This window comes from Enterobacter sp. 50588862 (assembly GCF_001462935.1).
In the GTDB taxonomy this organism is placed as follows: Bacteria; Pseudomonadota; Gammaproteobacteria; order Enterobacterales; family Enterobacteriaceae; genus Enterobacter; species Enterobacter bugandensis.
In genome coordinates, this window is the sequence record NZ_LNHM01000040.1 from 1 (window position 1) to 17797 (window position 17797).

The 17797-nt window shown below is 56.1% G+C and carries 22 protein-coding genes; 3 read left to right on the plus strand and 19 right to left on the minus strand.

Annotation, left to right across the window (positions count from 1 at the left end):
• The 9 genes from APT89_RS20315 to fkpA form a co-directional block, all read right to left on the minus strand.
• On the minus strand, positions 1-334 hold a 334-nt coding region (locus APT89_RS20315; protein ID WP_227647127.1), incomplete at its 3' end, for a GTP-binding protein.
• A gap of 69 nt (positions 335-403) precedes the next feature.
• Positions 404-2518, minus strand: coding sequence for an elongation factor G (fusA, locus tag APT89_RS20320; protein ID WP_028014637.1), 2115 nt, complete (start codon positions 2516-2518; stop codon positions 404-406).
• A gap of 96 nt (positions 2519-2614) precedes the next feature.
• A complete protein-coding gene (gene rpsG / locus APT89_RS20325) occupies positions 2615-3085 on the minus strand; it encodes a 30S ribosomal protein S7 (protein WP_003861706.1) in 471 nt (156 codons plus the stop codon).
• Between the two features lie 96 nt (positions 3086-3181).
• On the minus strand, positions 3182-3556 hold the full coding sequence (gene rpsL, locus APT89_RS20330; RefSeq protein WP_000246815.1) for a 30S ribosomal protein S12: 375 nt from the start codon (positions 3554-3556) through the stop codon (positions 3182-3184).
• Between the two features lie 124 nt (positions 3557-3680).
• Entirely contained in the window at positions 3681-3968 is a 288-nt protein-coding gene (gene tusB, locus APT89_RS20335) for a sulfurtransferase complex subunit TusB (RefSeq protein ID WP_041911943.1), read from the minus strand.
• A gap of 7 nt (positions 3969-3975) precedes the next feature.
• Positions 3976-4335: a sulfurtransferase complex subunit TusC gene (tusC, locus tag APT89_RS20340; RefSeq protein WP_028014639.1), complete on the minus strand. Its 360-nt coding sequence runs from the start codon at positions 4333-4335 to the stop codon at positions 3976-3978.
• Positions 4335-4721 (minus strand): sulfurtransferase complex subunit TusD, encoded by a 387-nt coding sequence (gene tusD, locus APT89_RS20345; protein WP_028014640.1) that lies wholly within the window; start codon positions 4719-4721, stop codon positions 4335-4337. The genes tusC and tusD overlap by 1 nt, the downstream gene beginning before the upstream one ends.
• Positions 4721-5443 carry a helix-turn-helix transcriptional regulator gene (locus APT89_RS20350; protein ID WP_014885489.1) on the minus strand — a complete coding sequence of 241 codons (723 nt, stop codon included), beginning with the start codon at positions 5441-5443 and terminating at the stop codon, positions 4721-4723. Before APT89_RS20350 ends, tusD begins: the two co-directional genes overlap by 1 nt.
• Positions 5444-5608: 165 nt before the next feature.
• Positions 5609-6430, minus strand: coding sequence for an FKBP-type peptidyl-prolyl cis-trans isomerase (gene fkpA / locus APT89_RS20355; RefSeq protein WP_060573413.1), 822 nt, complete (start codon positions 6428-6430; stop codon positions 5609-5611).
• 238 nt (positions 6431-6668) lie between these two features.
• Here fkpA and APT89_RS20360 point away from each other — a divergent pair, with 238 nt between their 5' ends.
• Complete coding sequence (locus APT89_RS20360; RefSeq protein ID WP_028014642.1) at positions 6669-6887, plus strand: protein SlyX; 219 nt, start codon at positions 6669-6671, stop codon at positions 6885-6887.
• Positions 6888-6938: 51 nt separating this feature from the next.
• On the opposite strand, the gene slyD is transcribed toward APT89_RS20360, so the two are convergent.
• From slyD to kefG, 4 genes are all read right to left on the minus strand, one after another.
• Complete coding sequence (gene slyD, locus APT89_RS20365; protein ID WP_003861691.1) at positions 6939-7529, minus strand: peptidylprolyl isomerase; 591 nt, start codon at positions 7527-7529, stop codon at positions 6939-6941.
• A 94-nt stretch (positions 7530-7623) separates the two neighbouring features.
• On the minus strand, positions 7624-7824 hold the full coding sequence (locus APT89_RS20370) for a YheV family putative zinc ribbon protein (protein WP_003861689.1): 201 nt from the start codon (positions 7822-7824) through the stop codon (positions 7624-7626).
• A 13-nt stretch (positions 7825-7837) separates the two neighbouring features.
• Positions 7838-9643 (minus strand): glutathione-regulated potassium-efflux system protein KefB, encoded by a 1806-nt coding sequence (kefB, locus tag APT89_RS20375; RefSeq protein WP_060573415.1) that lies wholly within the window; start codon positions 9641-9643, stop codon positions 7838-7840.
• Positions 9643-10194: a glutathione-regulated potassium-efflux system ancillary protein KefG gene (gene kefG, locus APT89_RS20380; protein WP_072201806.1), complete on the minus strand. Its 552-nt coding sequence runs from the start codon at positions 10192-10194 to the stop codon at positions 9643-9645. Before kefG ends, kefB begins: the two co-directional genes overlap by 1 nt.
• A gap of 132 nt (positions 10195-10326) precedes the next feature.
• Between kefG and APT89_RS20385 the strand changes: the two genes are divergently transcribed.
• On the plus strand, positions 10327-12231 hold the full coding sequence (locus APT89_RS20385) for an ABC transporter ATP-binding protein (RefSeq protein ID WP_060573419.1): 1905 nt from the start codon (positions 10327-10329) through the stop codon (positions 12229-12231).
• Positions 12232-12246: 15 nt separating this feature from the next.
• Positions 12247-13179 (plus strand): LysR family transcriptional regulator, encoded by a 933-nt coding sequence (locus tag APT89_RS20390; protein WP_041911939.1) that lies wholly within the window; start codon positions 12247-12249, stop codon positions 13177-13179.
• 93 nt (positions 13180-13272) lie between these two features.
• On the opposite strand, the gene mdcH is transcribed toward APT89_RS20390, so the two are convergent.
• The 6 genes from mdcH to mdcC form a co-directional block, all read right to left on the minus strand.
• Positions 13273-14169: a malonate decarboxylase subunit epsilon gene (gene mdcH / locus APT89_RS20395; RefSeq protein WP_060573421.1), complete on the minus strand. Its 897-nt coding sequence runs from the start codon at positions 14167-14169 to the stop codon at positions 13273-13275.
• Complete coding sequence (locus APT89_RS20400) at positions 14169-14786, minus strand: malonate decarboxylase holo-ACP synthase (protein ID WP_047362524.1); 618 nt, start codon at positions 14784-14786, stop codon at positions 14169-14171. Before APT89_RS20400 ends, mdcH begins: the two co-directional genes overlap by 1 nt.
• Positions 14787-14788: 2 nt before the next feature.
• Positions 14789-15748 (minus strand): AEC family transporter, encoded by a 960-nt coding sequence (locus tag APT89_RS20405; protein ID WP_047362526.1) that lies wholly within the window; start codon positions 15746-15748, stop codon positions 14789-14791.
• A 123-nt stretch (positions 15749-15871) separates the two neighbouring features.
• Complete coding sequence (gene mdcE, locus APT89_RS20410) at positions 15872-16672, minus strand: biotin-independent malonate decarboxylase subunit gamma (RefSeq protein ID WP_047362599.1); 801 nt, start codon at positions 16670-16672, stop codon at positions 15872-15874.
• On the minus strand, positions 16672-17505 hold the full coding sequence (locus tag APT89_RS20415) for a biotin-independent malonate decarboxylase subunit beta (RefSeq protein ID WP_041911935.1): 834 nt from the start codon (positions 17503-17505) through the stop codon (positions 16672-16674). The genes mdcE and APT89_RS20415 overlap by 1 nt, the downstream gene beginning before the upstream one ends.
• A complete protein-coding gene (gene mdcC, locus APT89_RS20420) occupies positions 17498-17797 on the minus strand; it encodes a malonate decarboxylase acyl carrier protein (RefSeq protein ID WP_060573423.1) in 300 nt (99 codons plus the stop codon). The genes APT89_RS20415 and mdcC overlap by 8 nt, the downstream gene beginning before the upstream one ends.

The following is a 17797-nucleotide window of genomic DNA, read 5'->3' on the forward strand; positions in this document are numbered from 1 at the left end:
GGCCGTCAGTCGCAGCAACAACCAGGATCGCGCCGTCCATCTGCGCAGCACCGGTGATCATGTTTTTAACATAGTCGGCGTGGCCTGGGCAGTCTACGTGTGCGTAGTGGCGAGTCGGGGTGTCGTACTCAACGTGAGAGGTGTTGATGGTGATACCACGAGCTTTTTCTTCTGGCGCGTTATCGATCTGGTCGAATGCACGAGCAGAACCACCGTAGGTTTTAGCCAGAACGGTAGTGATTGCAGCGGTCAGGGTAGTTTTACCATGGTCAACGTGGCCGATAGTACCAACGTTGACGTGCGGTTTTGTACGTTCAAATTTTTCTTTAGACACGGCTATATTCCTTACTATAGTGCTCTCCCCTCTGGAGAGAGCACGGGACTTAGGTTTTAATCCTGTGGATTACTTACCACGGGCTTCAATAACGGCCTGAGCAACGTTGTTAGGCGCATCATCATACTTCAGGAATTCCATGGTGTATGATGCACGACCTTTGGTCAGAGAACGCAGCTGAGTTGCATATCCGAACATTTCAGACAGCGGAACTTCAGCGTGGATCTTAACGCCAGTTACTTCGGATTCCTGACCACGCAGCATACCGCGACGACGGCTCAAGTCACCGATAACGTCACCGGTGTTCTCTTCAGGAGTTTCTACTTCAACCTTCATGATTGGCTCAAGCAGAACTGGTTTTGCTTTCTTAAAGCCTTCTTTAAAGGCAATAGACGCAGCCAGTTTAAACGCCAGTTCAGAGGAGTCAACGTCGTGGTAAGAACCGAAGTGCAGACGGATACCCATGTCAACAACCGGATAGCCAGCCAGAGGGCCCGCTTTCAGCTGCTCCTGGATGCCTTTATCAACGGCTGGGATGTATTCGCCAGGAATTACACCACCTTTGATGTCGTTGATGAACTCGTAACCTTTCGGGTTAGAGCCCGGCTCCAGTGGGTACATGTCGATCACAACGTGACCGTACTGACCGCGACCACCAGACTGCTTAGCGTGTTTACCTTCAACATCGGTAACTTTCGCGCGAATCGCTTCGCGGTAAGCAACCTGAGGTTTACCCACGTTCGCTTCAACGTTGAATTCACGCTTCATACGGTCAACGATGATGTCCAGGTGCAGTTCACCCATACCAGCGATGATGGTCTGGTTAGATTCTTCATCAGTCCATACGCGGAATGATGGGTCTTCTTTCGCCAGACGGCCCAGAGCCAGACCCATTTTTTCCTGGTCAGCTTTGGTTTTTGGTTCAACCGCGATGGAGATTACCGGCTCAGGGAATTCCATACGCTCCAGAATGATCGGGTGATCCGGGTCACACAGGGTGTCACCAGTGGTCACGTCTTTCAGACCGATAGCTGCAGCGATGTCGCCCGCACGAACTTCTTTGATCTCTTCACGTTTGTTAGCGTGCATCTGTACGATACGGCCAAAACGTTCACGCGCCGCTTTCACGGAGTTCAGGATGGTGTCACCAGAGTTAACCACACCAGAGTAAACGCGGAAGAAGGTCAGGTTACCCACGAATGGGTCGGTAGCAATTTTGAACGCCAGTGCAGAGAACGGCTCGTCATCACTTGCGTGACGCTCAGCCGGAGTATCTTTACCGTCGTCCAGGATGCCGTTGATCGCAGGAACGTCAACCGGGGATGGCAGGTAGTCAACTACCGCATCCAGCATCGCCTGAACACCTTTGTTCTTGAACGCAGAACCACAGGTTACCAGGATGATTTCGTTGTTCAGAACGCGCTGACGCAGAGCTTTTTTGATCTCTTCTTCAGACAGTTCTTCACCACCCAGGTATTTCTCCATCAGCTCTTCAGAAGCTTCAGCAGCGGATTCGATCAGGTTCTGGTGCCATTCGTCAGCCAGGTCCTGCATCTCAGCCGGGATATCTTCGTATTCGAAGGTAACGCCCTGGTCTGCATCGTTCCAGTTGATGGCTTTCATTTTCACCAGGTCGATAACGCCGGTGAAGCCTTCTTCAGCACCAATTGCCAGCTGCAGCGGAACAGGGTTCGCGCCCAGACGGGTTTTGATCTGGCCAACAACTTTCAGGAAGTTAGCACCCATACGGTCCATTTTGTTAACGAACGCGATGCGTGGAACTTTATATTTGTTCGCCTGACGCCATACGGTTTCAGACTGTGGCTGAACACCACCAACTGCGCAATAAACCATTACCGCGCCGTCAAGAACACGCATGGAACGTTCTACTTCGATGGTGAAGTCAACGTGGCCCGGGGTGTCGATGATGTTTACGCGATGCGGTTCGTACTGCTTAGCCATACCTGACCAGAATGCAGTAGTCGCTGCGGAGGTGATGGTAATACCACGCTCCTGCTCCTGTTCCATCCAGTCCATGGTGGCTGCGCCGTCATGAACTTCACCGATTTTATGGTTTACACCGGTGTAGAACAGAATACGTTCGGTAGTAGTGGTCTTACCGGCGTCGATGTGCGCACTGATACCGATGTTACGGTAGCGTGCGATGGGTGTTGTACGAGCCATTTGATTCCTCGTTTGTTTCTTTAGGCGTTCAGTTAAGTTACCCAGAGCGGGCAGCTTCTCTGAAGCGCCCGCCTGGTGACTAATACTCCGAAGGGATTACCAACGGTAGTGTGCGAACGCCTTGTTGGCTTCTGCCATACGGTGAACGTCTTCACGTTTCTTAACTGCAGTACCTTTGTTTTCTGCAGCATCAGAAAGTTCGTTCGCCAGACGCAGAGCCATGGATTTATCACCGCGTTTACGAGCAGCTTCAACGATCCAACGCATTGCCAGGGCATTACGACGAACCGGACGAACTTCAACTGGAACCTGATAAGTAGAACCACCAACGCGGCGGGACTTAACTTCTACAGTTGGGCGAACGTTGTCGAGAGCGACTTCGAAAGCTTCCAGTTCATTTTTACCAGAACGCTGAGCCAGGGTCTCCAGCGCGCTGTATACGATTGCTTCTGCAGTAGATTTTTTACCATCTACCATCAGGATATTTACAAATTTTGCCAGCAGTTCTGATCCGAACTTCGGATCTGGAAGAATTTTACGCTGACCAATGACGCGACGACGTGGCATGGGAATACTCCGTTGTTAATTCAGGATTGTCCAAAACTCTACGAGTTTAGTTTGACATTAAGATAAATCAGTTTGGCCTTACTTAACGGAGAACCATTAAGCCTTAGGACGCTTCACGCCGTACTTGGAGCGAGCCTGCTTACGGTCTTTAACACCTGAGCAGTCCAGCGCACCACGAACGGTGTGGTAACGAACACCCGGAAGGTCTTTAACACGACCGCCACGGATCAGGATCACGGAGTGCTCCTGCAGGTTGTGACCTTCACCACCGATGTAGGAAGTCACTTCGAAACCGTTAGTCAAACGCACACGGCATACTTTACGCAGTGCGGAGTTTGGTTTTTTAGGAGTGGTGGTATATACACGAGTACATACGCCACGTTTCTGCGGGCAGGCTTCCAGCGCAGGCACGTTGCTTTTTGCAACTTTGCGTGCACGTGGTTTGCGTACCAGCTGGTTAACTGTTGCCATTAAATAGCTCCTGGTTTTAGCTTTTGCTTCGTAAACACGTAATAAAACGACCTCATACAATATGAGGACGCGAAATTTTAGGGCTACGTCGAAAAGGTGTCAAGAAATATACAGCGATCTCAAATCACCAGTTCATTTGACTGGCGTGCGTCACAGTAAGATTGACGAAATCAGTATAGCCAACCACGTCAATTTTGGCTGAAATTTGACCAGAAAGACCCCGCGCATCCAGATCGTCCTTCAGCGCAGAGACCGTTATGGGGGCGTTCGTGAGAATTTCAACGAAACGTCCACCTTCAAGTGCAGCGAGCACGCCATCCTGAATCAGCAGCAGATCGTCACCTTCGCGCAGCATGCTCAACAGCGTGTCGATATCACATTGCCATGGTGAATGGCTGAGAATATGGAGCATGGAAGCCTCAGAAAGTCAGAATGGTGTCGTAGTGGGATAGTTGTTCACGCAGTGCTGCGGCAGGTAAGGTCGTCACATCCAGCACAAAAGGCGTCTTATCGCTTAAACCGCGCGCCGTTAAAGAGTCGGCACAGACATAGCAGGTTTCGATATCGTAAAGCGGCAGCACTTTGAAGGTGGCGATGTAGTCGCGCGCCAGAATGGCCTGCGGCTGTTGGCCCGCCAGAAGCTGAAGCACGCCGTCCCCCAGAAAGAAGACACCGATATCTTCTGTTAACGCCGATGTCGCAAGCAGCGCATCCAGGCCTTCGCGGCCAGAGGTGCTGCCGTGCGGCGCAGAAGTAAAAACAAATGCCACACGCTTCATCAGAATTGCACCACTCTGTCGCAGGTTAACGCCGCCTGAGCCAATGCGCCCAGACCACTCAACGAAAAACCAGGCTGCAGGTTAGCGCCTGATAATCCCAGGCGCTCGGCTTCGGCTGCATCCGTCACGCCGCGACGCAGCGCCGCCGCCACGCAGATATGCAGCTCAACGCCCTGCTTTTCATTTAACGCCTGCCAGGCGCGGACCAGATCAAACTCGTCGCTCGCCGGCGACGTAAACTGGTTCGCGTTATACACCCCTTCCCGATAGAAGAAGACGCTCGCCAGTTCGTGTCCGGCCGCCAGCAGCGCATGCGCAAACTGCAGCGCGCTGCTGGCCTGTTGAGTCCCATACGCCGGGCCCGTCACCATTAATGCAAAACGCATTACTTATCTTGCCCCACGAAATCGCCGCTTTTGAACTGACGGATGTAGAGGTAAACCGTATGCTTGGAGATGTTCAGACGATCGGCCACCTGGTTGATGGCATCTTTAATGTCGAAAATCCCTTTCTCGTAGAGATTGAGTACGATCTGGCGATTCTTGGCGTTGTTCGATACGTTGCGGTCAGCATTGACCTCTTCAATGGTGAACTCAAGCGTCTGCGTGACGAGATCTTCAACGGAGGAGGCAAAGTTAACAGAAGAGCCAACGTCTGGCGTTTCTGGCGGAATAAAGGTGCTCATGATCTGTGAGAATGGCACATCAAGGTTCATGTTGATGCACAGCAGCCCAATCACACGATGCTCGCGGTTTCGAATCGCGATGGTTTCTGATTTCATCAGCACGCCGCTTTTGGCGCGGGTGAAATAACATTTTGAGACGCTGCTGTCCGCGCCGGTCATGTCATGCAACATACGCAATGCAAGGTCGGTAATTGGCGAACCAATTTTACGGCCGGTATGCTCACCATTAGCAATGCGGATGGCGGAACACTTAAGATCTTGCAGGGAGTGCAATACGATTTCGCAGTGGGAACCAATGAGCATCGCTAACCCGTCCACTACCGCTTCATAGGATTTCAGAATATCGAAGTCAGTCTGGTCAAAAGGACGTTGATCCAGCAAATCAAGTTCACTGGTTTCGTTGGTTAAAAGCGACCTGGACATGAAAAAAACACTCCTTTTCAGGAGCCTGTCGTTAGGTTTTCAGGGCAGGCTCATTATCTACACGGACAACTAAATTAATACAGCGTGCCTAACGCTTTCCAGTGTTAATTATATCTGCCCCACAATAAAAAACCGCCGCCTTAAAAGGCGGCGGTTTGCATCACATTACTTCTTAGCGTCTGTCGCAGCTTTCTGATCTGCCTGCGCTTCCTGTTTCGCATCCGCTTTCGGCGCTGGTTTGATGTCCAGCAGCTCTACGTCGAAGACCAGCGTGGAGTTAGCCGGAATACCCGGGACGCCAGTTTTGCCATAGGCCAGATCCGGTGGGATAACCAGCTTGATTTTGCCGCCTTTTTTGATGTTTTTCAGGCCTTCAGTCCAGCCTGGGATCACACCGTCAAGACGGAAGGAAAGAGGTTCACCACGGGTGTAAGAGTTGTCGAACTCTTTACCGTCGATCAGCGTACCTTTGTAGTTCACCACAACGGTGTCGCTGTCTTTAGGCGCATCACCGGTACCTTCTTTCTCAACTTTGTACACCAGACCAGTAGAAGAGGTTTTCACACCCTTCTCTTTAGCAAAAGTGTCGCGGTAGGCTTTGCCTTTCGCTTCGTTGTCTTTAGCGTCCGCTTCCATCTTGGTCTGAGCGGCACCCTTCACGCGCGCTTCGAACGCCTGCAGAGTCTGTTCGATTTCCTGGTCAGACAGTTTGCTCTTATCAGCAAAGGCGTCCTGAACACCCGCGATCAGCTGGGCTTTGTCCAGTTTGATGCCCAGTTTCTCTTGTTCTTTCAGAGAGTTTTCCATGTAGCGGCCCAGAGATGCGCCCAGTGCGTAGGCGGATTTCTGGTCGTCATTTTTGAACGCCGCTTTGCTGTCTGCAGTGGCAGCAGGCTTCGCAGCAGTATCAGCAGCGAATGACAGCGGCGCGTTCAGTGCAACAGCCATCGTCGTCGCCAGCAGCGTTACTTTAAACAGTGATTTCATCCATATCTCCAGGGCCTGGGGACTCTCACCCCAGCGTTAAACGTAAATGAGTGACGTACTATAAAACGTTGCGGAAGAAATCTACAGACAGACACTTCCAATTCTCGCCACTTTTCAGACTATTTTTGTTTAAATAAGTTTCTTGCCAACGGGATAGAGACTGCACTTAAGGATAAACTCAGTTAAACTGCGCCGCCGCTGGGCCAATATGGCGTATCAGATATAAACGAGGTGAATGATGAAGGACACAATGATAGAAGCGAGAATGGCTGAGCTGGAAAGCCGCCTGGCTTTTCAGGACATCACCATCGAAGAGCTTAACCAGACCGTGACCGCGCACGAACTCGAAATGGCGAAACTGCGGGATCATATGCGCCTGCTTACGGAAAAGCTGAAGGCGACGCAGCCGTCAAATATTGCCTCTCAGTCGGAAGAGACGCCACCACCTCATTATTGAGGCGTAAAAAAAGCGGGATTATCCCGCTTTTTTATTTTCCGCATGATGGAATTAGTGGCAACCGCAGCCGCCGTTGCCGCAACCACCTTTACCGTGGCCGTGGTCATGACCATGGTCGTGGCCGTGACCACCGCAGCAGCCGTCGTGGCCGTGATCGTGATCATGGTCGTGACCATGCGCACCGTGAACGTGGCCATGAGCCAGCTCTTCTTCGGTCGCTTCACGGATCGCAACAACTTCTACGTTGAACTTCAGGTTCTGGCCAGCCAGCATGTGGTTGCCGTCAACCACAACGTGGTCGTCTTCAACTTCAGTGATTTCAACAGGAACTGGACCCTGGTCAGTTTCAGCCAGGAAGCGCATGCCAACCTGCAGCTCGTCAACGCCCATGAACACGTCTTTAGGAACGCGCTGAACCAGGTTGTCGTCATACTGACCGTAAGCGTCGTTCGCGCCTACAGCAACGTCGAATTTATCGCCAACTTCATGACCTTCCAGCGCAGTTTCCAGGCCGGAAATCAGGGAACCGTGACCATGCAGGTAGTCCAGCGGCGCACTCACCGGAGACTCATCAACCAACACACCGTCTTCTGTACGTACCTGATAGGCCAGGCTGACCACCAGGTCTTTTGCTACTTTCATGATATCTCCTGAGCGTGGGAAAATTGCTGGCGCAGATTGTAGCGGAAATCTGCACCCGTGTACCCTTAAGCTTAAAAAAACTCAGAGCATATCGCTAGTCTGGATGAAAAATGCCGATCACTTGCTCTTCTTTGCGAACGTGATCGCGTGCTTCTTTGTCAGCCTCACGCATCTGGTGACCGCACTTAACGCACTCAACTATATCAATATTATTTTCGCGCCACATGGCCAGCGTATCTTGAGCCTGGCAAGACGGGCACTTTGCACCCGCGATAAAGCGTTTACGTACAGCCATCTTTCGTTACCTTTTATTCAAATTCATCCCAGCCGTCGAGCTGGCGTCGTTCCTGCTGCATCTCTCGCTGAAAGATCTCCTCCAGCTCGCGCCGCGCTTCCCGCACGCGGGAGATCTGAGCGGTATCGGTATGCACAGGCATTAATTCGCGCAGCATGCGCATATCCAGCCGGCGGAAGTGCATCTGGGCGCGCTGCGCCTGATGCGGATGCATGCCGAGCGAGATCAGCGCCTTACGACCCAGCTCCAGCGCGCTGGAGAACGTTTCGCGGGAGAAGTGTTTCACACCCGCCTGCAACAATTCGTGAGCTTCAACACGTCCCCGCGCACGCGCCAGAATATGCAGATGCGGGAAATGCTGCTGACACAGCTCCACCAGCTTCATCGTGTCTTCCGGATCGTTACAGGTAATCACGATGGACTCTGCCGCTTCCGCCCCCGCCGAGCGCAGCAGCTCGAGCTGGGTGGCATCGCCGTAATAGACCTTATAGCCATATTTACGCATCAGGTTGACCGCGCTGATATCACGCTCCAGTACCGTGATGCGCATTTTGTTCGCCATCAACAGGCGCCCAATCACCTGTCCGAAACGGCCAAAACCCACGACGATCACCTGAGGCTTATCATCTTCCACCCAGGGCGCCTCGTCTTCATCGTCAGCCGGGTTAAATCGGCGCGACAGCAGTTTATCCACCAGCTTCATCAGCAGCGGCGTGGTCATCATCGACAGCGTGACCGTCACCAACAGCAGCGCCATCTGGTCATCTTTAAAGAGCTTCTGGGAAGATGCGGTAGAGAACAGCACAAACGCGAACTCTCCTCCCTGGCTTAGCACGCTGGCAAACTGCATGCGTTCCGAGCTGCGCAGCCCGTAAATACGAGCCATGACGTACAGCACCAGCGTTTTCACCGCCACCAGCACCGCCACACTCACGGCCACCCACAGCAGATGGGTATAAAGCACGCCAAGGTTCAGCGCCATGCCGACCGAAATAAAGAACAGCCCTAACAGCAGCCCCTTAAACGGATCGATAGCAATTTCCAGTTCGTGACGATATTCGCTCTCCGCCAGCAGCACCCCGGCGATGAATGTCCCCAGCGCCATCGACAGCCCCAGCGCATCCATAAACAGCGCAGAGCCAAGCACCAGCAGCAGCGTCGCGGCGGTAAACACTTCACGAACGCCCGAGGCGGCAATAAAGCGGAACACCGGACGCAGTAAGAAACGCCCGCCAATCAGCATCCCCGCGAAGGCCAGCACCTTCATGGAGATTTTTACCCAGTCAAAATGATCGTCACCGGAGCCCGCCAGCAGCGGCACCAGCGCCAGCGCCGGGATCACCGCCAAATCCTGGAACAGCAGCACCGAAAAGCCCAGCTGTCCGGCCTCATTGCGGTTCATCCCCTTGTCGCGCATCAGCTGCAGCGCCATCGCCGTCGACGACATTGCGAGACCAATCCCGCCAATCACCGCCGCCTGCCAGGAAAAGTTGGTCAGCATTAACAGGCCAGCCAGAATCGCGGCGCTAAACAGCACCTGCGCGGCGCCCACGCCAAAGATAGAGCGTCGAAGCTGCCACAGCTTCGAGGGGTTCAGTTCGAGGCCGATGATGAACATCAGGAACACCACGCCGAGCTCCGAGAAGTGGAGAATTTCATCCACGTCGCTGATGAAGCCCAGTCCCCATGGGCCAATGGCGATCCCCGCGAGCAAATACCCCAGCACCGCCCCGATGCCGATACGGGCGGCAAGCGGCACCGCGACGACGGCGGCAAATAAAAACAGCACCCCGGCGAGGAGTAAATTCGATCCTTCCATTAACGACCTCCTGCCGGAATCGGTGATGCCAGCCATTCGCCGTAGACTCTGGCGTGGCTTGCGAGCGCTTTCGGGTCCTGACGCCGCGCCCAGTAAACAATAATCGGGCTCATCCAGTGCATGCGGCACATGGCCGCCGTCAGCTCGAACGGCCTCAGGATGTCGCTCATGGGATAGCGGTTCAGCCCGTCGTGACGGTAAGCGCTTTCGGGTTCACCGGTGGTGATCACACTGCGCCAGTACTTTCCCGCCAGCTGGTTGCCCCCCACCCCGCTGGAGAAGCCCCGGCTCAGCACGCGGTCCAGCCACTCTTTCAGCAGTGCCGGACAGCTGTAGGTATAGAGCGGATGCTGAAATACAATCACGTCATGCTGACGCAGCAGTTCCTGCTCGTAAGGAATATCGATAAAGAAATCAGGATAGTGCGCGTAGAGATCGTGCACCGTGACGTTACTGAGCTGTGTGGCCGGCTTAAGCAGCACCCGGTTCGCCACCGAGTCCTGAGATTCCGGATGGGCATACAGCAGCAGCACTTTCGCTGTCTGAGACATCACTCCCCTCCCGGTTCTGTTTTTGTGTATTGTTGTCGTTTTGGGCTACCATGGCGGCCCGGTGGGGAAAATGGCCCACACCTTACATTATCATAATGACAAATTAACATAGTCGGAACATACGGCGCTTCTATGATTGTTTTCTCCTCGTTACAAATTCGTCGCGGCGTGCGCGTCCTGCTGGATAACGCCACTGCTACCATCAACCCGGGCCAGAAAGTGGGTCTGGTCGGCAAAAACGGCTGCGGTAAATCCACCCTGCTGGCGCTGCTGAAAAACGAGATTAGCGCGGATGGCGGTAACTTTACCTTCCCGGGGAACTGGCAGCTCGCGTGGGTAAACCAGGAGACGCCAGCCCTGAGCGAACCGGCACTCGACTATGTTATCGACGGCGATCGCGAATACCGTAAGCTCGAAGCGGAACTCAACGCGGCCAACGAGCGCAACGACGGTCACGCCATCGCTACCGTTCACGGCAAGCTGGACGCCATCGACGCGTGGACCATTCGCTCCCGCGCCTCCAGCCTGCTGCACGGCCTGGGCTTCAGCAATGAACAGCTTGAACGCCCGGTCAGCGACTTCTCCGGCGGCTGGCGCATGCGCCTCAACCTGGCGCAGGCGCTGATCTGCCGCTCAGACCTGCTCCTGCTCGATGAACCGACCAACCACCTCGATCTCGATGCGGTTATTTGGCTCGAGAAGTGGCTCAAGAGCTATCAGGGCACTCTGATTCTCATCTCCCACGACCGCGACTTCCTCGATCCGGTGGTGGATAAAATCATTCATATCGAACAGCAAACCATGTTCGAGTACACCGGCAACTACAGCTCTTTCGAGCGCCAGCGCGCGACGCGCCTTGCTCAGCAGCAGTCGATGTATGAAAGCCAACAGCAGCGCGTGGCGCACCTGCAGAGCTTCGTGGATCGCTTCAAAGCTAAAGCGTCAAAAGCCAAGCAGGCCCAGAGCCGCATTAAAATGCTGGAACGCATGGAGATGATTGCCCCGGCACACGTGGATAACCCGTTCCACTTCAGCTTCCGCGCGCCGGAAAGCCTGCCGAACCCGCTGCTGAAGATGGAAAAGGTCAGCGCGGGTTATGGGGATCGCATCATCCTCGACTCTATCAAGCTTAACCTGGTGCCGGGTTCGCGCATTGGCCTGCTGGGGCGCAATGGCGCCGGTAAATCAACGTTAATTAAGCTGCTCGCGGGCGAGCTTAACCCAACCAGCGGTGAAATCGGCCTGGCGAAGGGCATTAAGCTTGGCTATTTCGCCCAGCATCAGCTGGAATTTTTACGCGCGGATGAATCCCCGATTCAGCATCTGGCGCGTCTTGCGCCACAGGAGATGGAGCAGAAGCTGCGCGACTACCTCGGCGGCTTCGGCTTCCAGGGCGATAAGGTGACCGAAAACACCGAGCGTTTCTCGGGCGGCGAAAAAGCCCGTCTGGTGCTGGCGCTGATCGTCTGGCAGAGACCCAACCTGCTGCTGCTTGATGAACCGACCAACCACCTGGATCTCGACATGCGTCAGGCGCTGACCGAAGCGCTGATTGAGTTCGAAGGCGCACTGGTTGTCGTGTCGCACGATCGCCACCTGATCCGCTCCACCACCGACGATCTCTATCTGGTACACGGCGGCAAAGTCGAACCGTTCGACGGCGATCTTGAAGATTACCAGCAGTGGCTGACGGACGTACAAAAGCAGGAAAACCAGCCGGAAGAGTCAGCGAAAGACAACGTCAACAGCGCACAGTCGCGTAAAGACCAGAAGCGCCGCGAAGCGGAACTGCGCACCCAGACCCAGCCGCTGCGTAAAGAGATTGCCCGTCTTGAAAAAGAGATGGAAAAGCTCAACGCCACGCTTGCCGCCGTCGAAGAGAAGCTGGGCGACAGCGAGCTGTACGATCAGAGCCGCAAAGCAGAGCTGACGGACTGTCTGCAAACTCAGGCCAAAACCAAATCCAGCCTCGAAGAGTGCGAAATGGCATGGCTGGACGCGCAGGAACAACTGGAAGCGATGCTGCAGGCTGACTGATCCACCGGGAGGGCTATGAGTTTCGATACCACGAGCGAGATTACATTCCGTAAGCTCAGCATCTTCATGACGTTCATGGAGAAGGGCAATATCGCACGTACCGCCGAAACGCTGGGCCTGAGCGGCGTCAGCGTGCACCGCGCGCTGCATACGCTGGAAGAGAACGTCCGCTGCCCGCTCTTTGCTCACAAAGGGCGTAACCTGATTGCCCTCCCCTCCGCGTGGACGCTGCTGGAGTATTGTCAGGAGGTGATGCAGGTGATGGCGCGCGGCGTGGAAGAGTCCCGTAAAATTGCCGGTATCGGCCAGGGGCGGTTGCGCGTCGGCACGCTCTACTCTCTGACGCTGGAAACCGTGCCGCGCCTGATTATGGGCATGAAGCTGCGCCGTCCGGATCTGGAGATGGACCTGACGATGGGCTCCAACGACACCCTGCTCCATATGCTGGATGAGGGGTCGCTGGATGCGATTTTAATCTCTATTTCCGAAAGCGATATCGACCGTAACAGCCTCGAAGTGCTTCCTCTGTTCCATGATGATATTTTCCTTGCCGCACCGGCTTCCGCCACGCTGAATACCCGCGGGCCCGCGGATCTGCGTGATTACAAAGACCAGAAATTTGTCGCCCTGGCAGAAGGGTTCGCCACGTATGCCGGGTTTCAGGAAGCGTTTCATATCGCCGGGTTCGAGCCGGAAATCGTCACCCGCGTGAATGACATCTTCTCGATGCTGAGTCTGGTGCAGGCGGGGGTTGGATTTACGCTGATGCCGGGCAGGATGAAAAAGGTCTACGAGAATTCGGTGCAACTCCTGAAGCTGGCGGAGCCGTACCAGATGCAGCAGTTGATTGCGATTGTCTTTGCCCGCAACCGCGAGCAGGATCCGAGCCTGCGGGCATTAGCCGCCGAAGGGCGGATGTATGCGCGCAGCTTGCAGGATAGTGCGTGATGCCTTGCCGGGTGGCGACGCGTTGCGTCTTACCCGGCCTACGTTCGTGCAGTCGTAGGCCCGGTAAGGCGCAGCCGCCACCGGGCAAAAAATTCATTGCTGAAGCCGACCCGCCAGATGCACTGCCACGTCCACCCCGCTGCGCTCCAGCGAAATGGTCTCTCCTTCCCACGCTGCCTGCCGAGTCAGGCAGGTCAGTACGCCGCCGGGCGGCATCTCAATTGCCAGTCTCGCTTCGCGCTCGTTAGCGGAAATCACCGCCTCCTGCCAGCGCACGGTTCGCGCCATATTCATCGCTAAATCATCAGCGATCCTTTCCGGCTGCCAGAGCACGCGGCCTGTGCTGCCGCTCAGGTAGGCGCAGCGTGGACGAGCCAGCGTGACGGCCTCAAACGCCGCTATCAGCTTCTGCGCAGGTTCCGCCAGCAGCGCGCAGTGCGACGGCACGCTCACCGCTAGCCGTTTGGCCTTGCTTGCCCCTTTCGCCAGCGCGCGCTCGGCTACCTGCGCCATCCCGTCATCGGTTCCGGCGATCACGATCTGCGTTTCGGCATTCAGGTTCGCAATATAGGTCCCGGTGCCTTCGATAAGTTGTTCCACCTGCGGCAGGGTCAACCCCATAATCGCCGTCAGGCCATAGCCGTGGGGATACGCCTGCTCCATCAGGTCACCGCGCAGCGCTACCAGCCTCAACGCGTCCGCGAAGTCCAGCGCACCCGCAATAACCACCGCAGGATAAGCACCGATGGACAGCCCGCTGACGATATCCGGCGACACGCCGCGACGCTCAAGCTCGCGCGCCCAGGCCACGCCGGCAATCAGCAGCGAAAGCTGAACCGCACGGGTATGGGTTAACGAGTCTGCACTGTCCAGCGTATCCACTTCGGCGCCAAGCACCTCTCGCGCCTGTTCCAGCGCCACTCCCGGCAGGTTTTGCAGCATGCCTTCATGCTGCGTGCCCTGCCCCGGAAAAGTAAACAGTATTTTCATCACGCCTCCCTGTGCCACGGGTCCGCCACCAGGCGAGGTCCGCGGCGGGTTTTCAGCAGCGTTTTGCCGTCGCGCAGCCACTCCGCCAGCGCGAAACCTCCTTCGGAGGTATCGACCTGCGTATCCGCCCGACAAAGTGCGCGGCTCAGCTGCGACTGCCATGCGCTAAAAGCATCGGGGGAAATCGGCTGCGGAGCGCGGATCAGCAGATCAAGATCGCTGTCGGCATGAATAACCGGAATACCGGTTGCCAGCGCGTAGCCGGTGCTGCCGGTAATGCCCCACGTCCACGGCCACGCCTGCTGAGCCAGCTGCAGCGCCACCTGAACCGGCGGCTGGGTTATAAAGGGCGAACGCAGCAGGTCGGCGGCAACGCTCAGATCCTCGGGCGAAACCACGCGCAACACGTTTTCCGGCTTCACCCATCCGGCCGCCCGCTGGTCGCGACGCAATCCGCGTACGCCAACGGGAATACGGCCTTCGCTATCAACATCACGCCGCACCACGACCGGCAGGCCGGTATGCCAGGCCGCCTCCACCCAGGATTCGGTGATGCCTTCCAGCGCGTCATGCGCGGTAAGCCAGATGAGGTCATGCGGGCGTAATGTTGTGGTCATAATTACATTCCTGAAGTCAGCGAGATAAACAGCGGCAGCGACAGGATACACAGTACGGAGCTTAACAGCAGCACGGCTTCAGCATCCGGCGACTGCACGCCAAAACGGTTGCCGAACACCACGCCGAAGAAGCCCGCGGACAGCGCAATCATCAGGATGGCGGTGATCGCCACGGAGCCGTGCAGACCGAAGATTAAAACGATACCCCAGGCGATCGCTGGCTGGATCAGCAGCTTGGCGATAGTGGAAGTGATCACCATGGTGTTGATCTGAAGTTTACGCGCGGAGAGGATCACCCCGGTCAGGAACAGCGCCGCAGCGGTCGCAGACAGTCCCAGCGGTTTAATCGCCGCCAGCACCAGCTCCGGCATTTTGATGCCGATAGCGGACAGGATCACACCCAGCAGCGGGCCCATCACGATCGGTTTTTTAATAGAGCGCCACATCAGCACCGGCAGCATGGAAAGCGTTGAACCCGAGTTATTGCCTTCAGCGCGCGCTTTCTCACGCTCCAGAATCAGCAAGCAGAACGGGGTCATCAGCACAGAACCACAGGCGATGGAGACCGCTACGGAGAGTGAAGTAGAAGAACTTTCACCCAGCACGCTGCCCAGAATCGGCAGGCCAAGCGCCGCGTAGTTTGGCAGGGCGACGGTAAGCGTCAGCACAGCCGCATCCTGCGGGGATTTTTTAAAGACTTGAGTGGCGAGGAAGTAGATGACCGCATAGGTGATCCACATCGCCAGGGTGAGCACCAGGATCAGCGGCGACTGGGCCACGATGCCGGTCCACGGCGTTTGCACGGTGGCGCTAAACAGCGCGGCAGGCAGTGCAAAATCCATTACGAAGATATTAAGCAGGGAAACATTTTTGTTATCGACCATCTTTGCCTTGCCGGCCCAGAATCCCAGCAGCATGATGACGAAAATCGGTGCAAGAGCATGAACAATTACGTAAGTCATAAATCACCTGTAGTAAAAAAGTTTAAGCACTGGCGCGATGTTTATTATTTTCAGGATGCAGGTTCCCGCGTGGACGCAGCGGGCGCGCCCACGGGGTGATGCATCTGGCAGGTCTCTTTTTACTTACCAGCTGGCTCGCATACGTTCACGTACGAGCGCCGAGCTGCGGCGATTGTCAGCACCCAGACGGTTTTTCAACGTAGTGTCCTGACGAGCGTCACTGATGGCCTGTTGCAGGGTGGATTTCACCAGCGTCAGATCGTTATCGGAGGGGGCATCCGGGTTGCTGATATCCAGCAGGTTAGAGAGCAGCCCCAGCGTGGCGTAGTTGCTGATGTCGTAGGCCATTGGCGGAATGGTCGCCGCCAGTTTTTCCAGCGCGTCGACGGTACGCAGCGTGATGCGCGCCGCAGACTCTTTGCCCATCGCGTGGATCAGCACGCCTTTGTCGTTAAAGGCGATCAGGCGGTTAGCCTGGTAGCCGTGCGCCAGGAACGCGCCGGACATCGCCTTGCCGACGATCAGGCCAATCACCGGGTGACCGGCCAGGCGGGCATTTGCATAGGCTGCTGCCGCACCGGCCAGCGCCTGGTGAATACCAAACGCCTCTTCGCGTCGGCCATAGGCCTGGCTTGGGACGTCGATCACCGCCACAATCGGGCGCTTCACGGGTTTGTCAGCATCCGCCGCGACGGTTTCACTGACCACTTTCGCAAGCCACCAGCCTTCCAGCAGACCGACTTCCCCTTTCGCCGCGCGCGGGAAGTGGTTGTTGGCATCCGGCACCACGGCGACAAAGCGCACCGTTTCGCCGTTCAGCTCGCCGTCTGCCGCCCGGACGGATGGGCATAGCCCCTCGATATGTTTGGCGTTCGGGGCGAGATTTTCCAGCCAGATCTCGCCACGGCTTTTTGAATTACTCATCATTTCACCTCCCGGGCAAAAAGCGCTTTAATCTGTTCGGCATCGGCCTGTTTGCGGGTGTCGAAATTCGTCAGACGGTTCAGGTAATCGTCGTAGTTATCGGTGCGATGTTTCGCCGGTACGCCTTTGGCAATGGCTTCGTTCATCGCGGCTTTCACCGCGTTCACGCCGTCGCCCACCAGCGCGTCCACCAGTCCGCTTTCATAGCGCACTTCGCCGCCGGTCATGCTCCAGATAAACGGACGGTCGCGGGAGTCATACTCTTCAATGCCCGCCTCCTGCTCGATAACCTGCGGACCGTTGAGGCCGAGTCGCGCTTCGCGGGTCACAATCAGGTAGCTGCACAGCGCCGCGGCGATAGACATCCCGCCGAAGCAGCCCACGGTCCCGGCGACAATCCCGACGACCGGGGTATAGCGGCGCAGGTCAACGATCGCGGCGTGGATATCGGCAATCGCCGCCAGGCCGAGGTTGGCTTCCTGCAAACGTACGCCGCCGGTTTCGAGGCACAGCACCGCCTGAGTCGGAATGCCGTTGCGGTTATCTTCCGCCGCCAGCTCCAGCGCCGCCGCCATTTTGGCACCGGATACTTCGCCCATGCTGCCGCCCTGGAAGGTGCCTTCAATCGCCACCACCACCGCAGGCCGGCCATTGATGGTGCCTTTCGCGACGACCATGCCGTCATCGGCCTGCGGAACAATCCCCTGCGGCCCAAGCCACGGAGAGATAATGCCTTCAAAGGGATCCAGCAGTTCGCGGTAGCTGCCGTCATCCAGCAGCGCCTGCGCACGCTGGCGCGCTTTTAATTCGATAAAGCTGCTGTCATCACGCATGGTTCACCCCTTCAAAGACCTGTTCGATACGAATGCGCGCCACGCCCGGCGTCGCGCCGAAGTCGTGGATAGTCAGCTTGCCTGCGGGCAGGCTGCTGACGGTTTGCAGGCGGTTGAACAATGCCTCCCAGCGTCCACGGCTGTTGTCTACTGAAGTGGTGATATCAATGGTTAAGGTCTGGCCCGGTTCGGCGGTGAAAAGCACCTCCATATCCCCGGAACCGACTACCCCTACCAGCGCCCTGCCGCTTACTTCGCGGCTGGCGGGCACGGTCAATGTGATTTTTTCCAT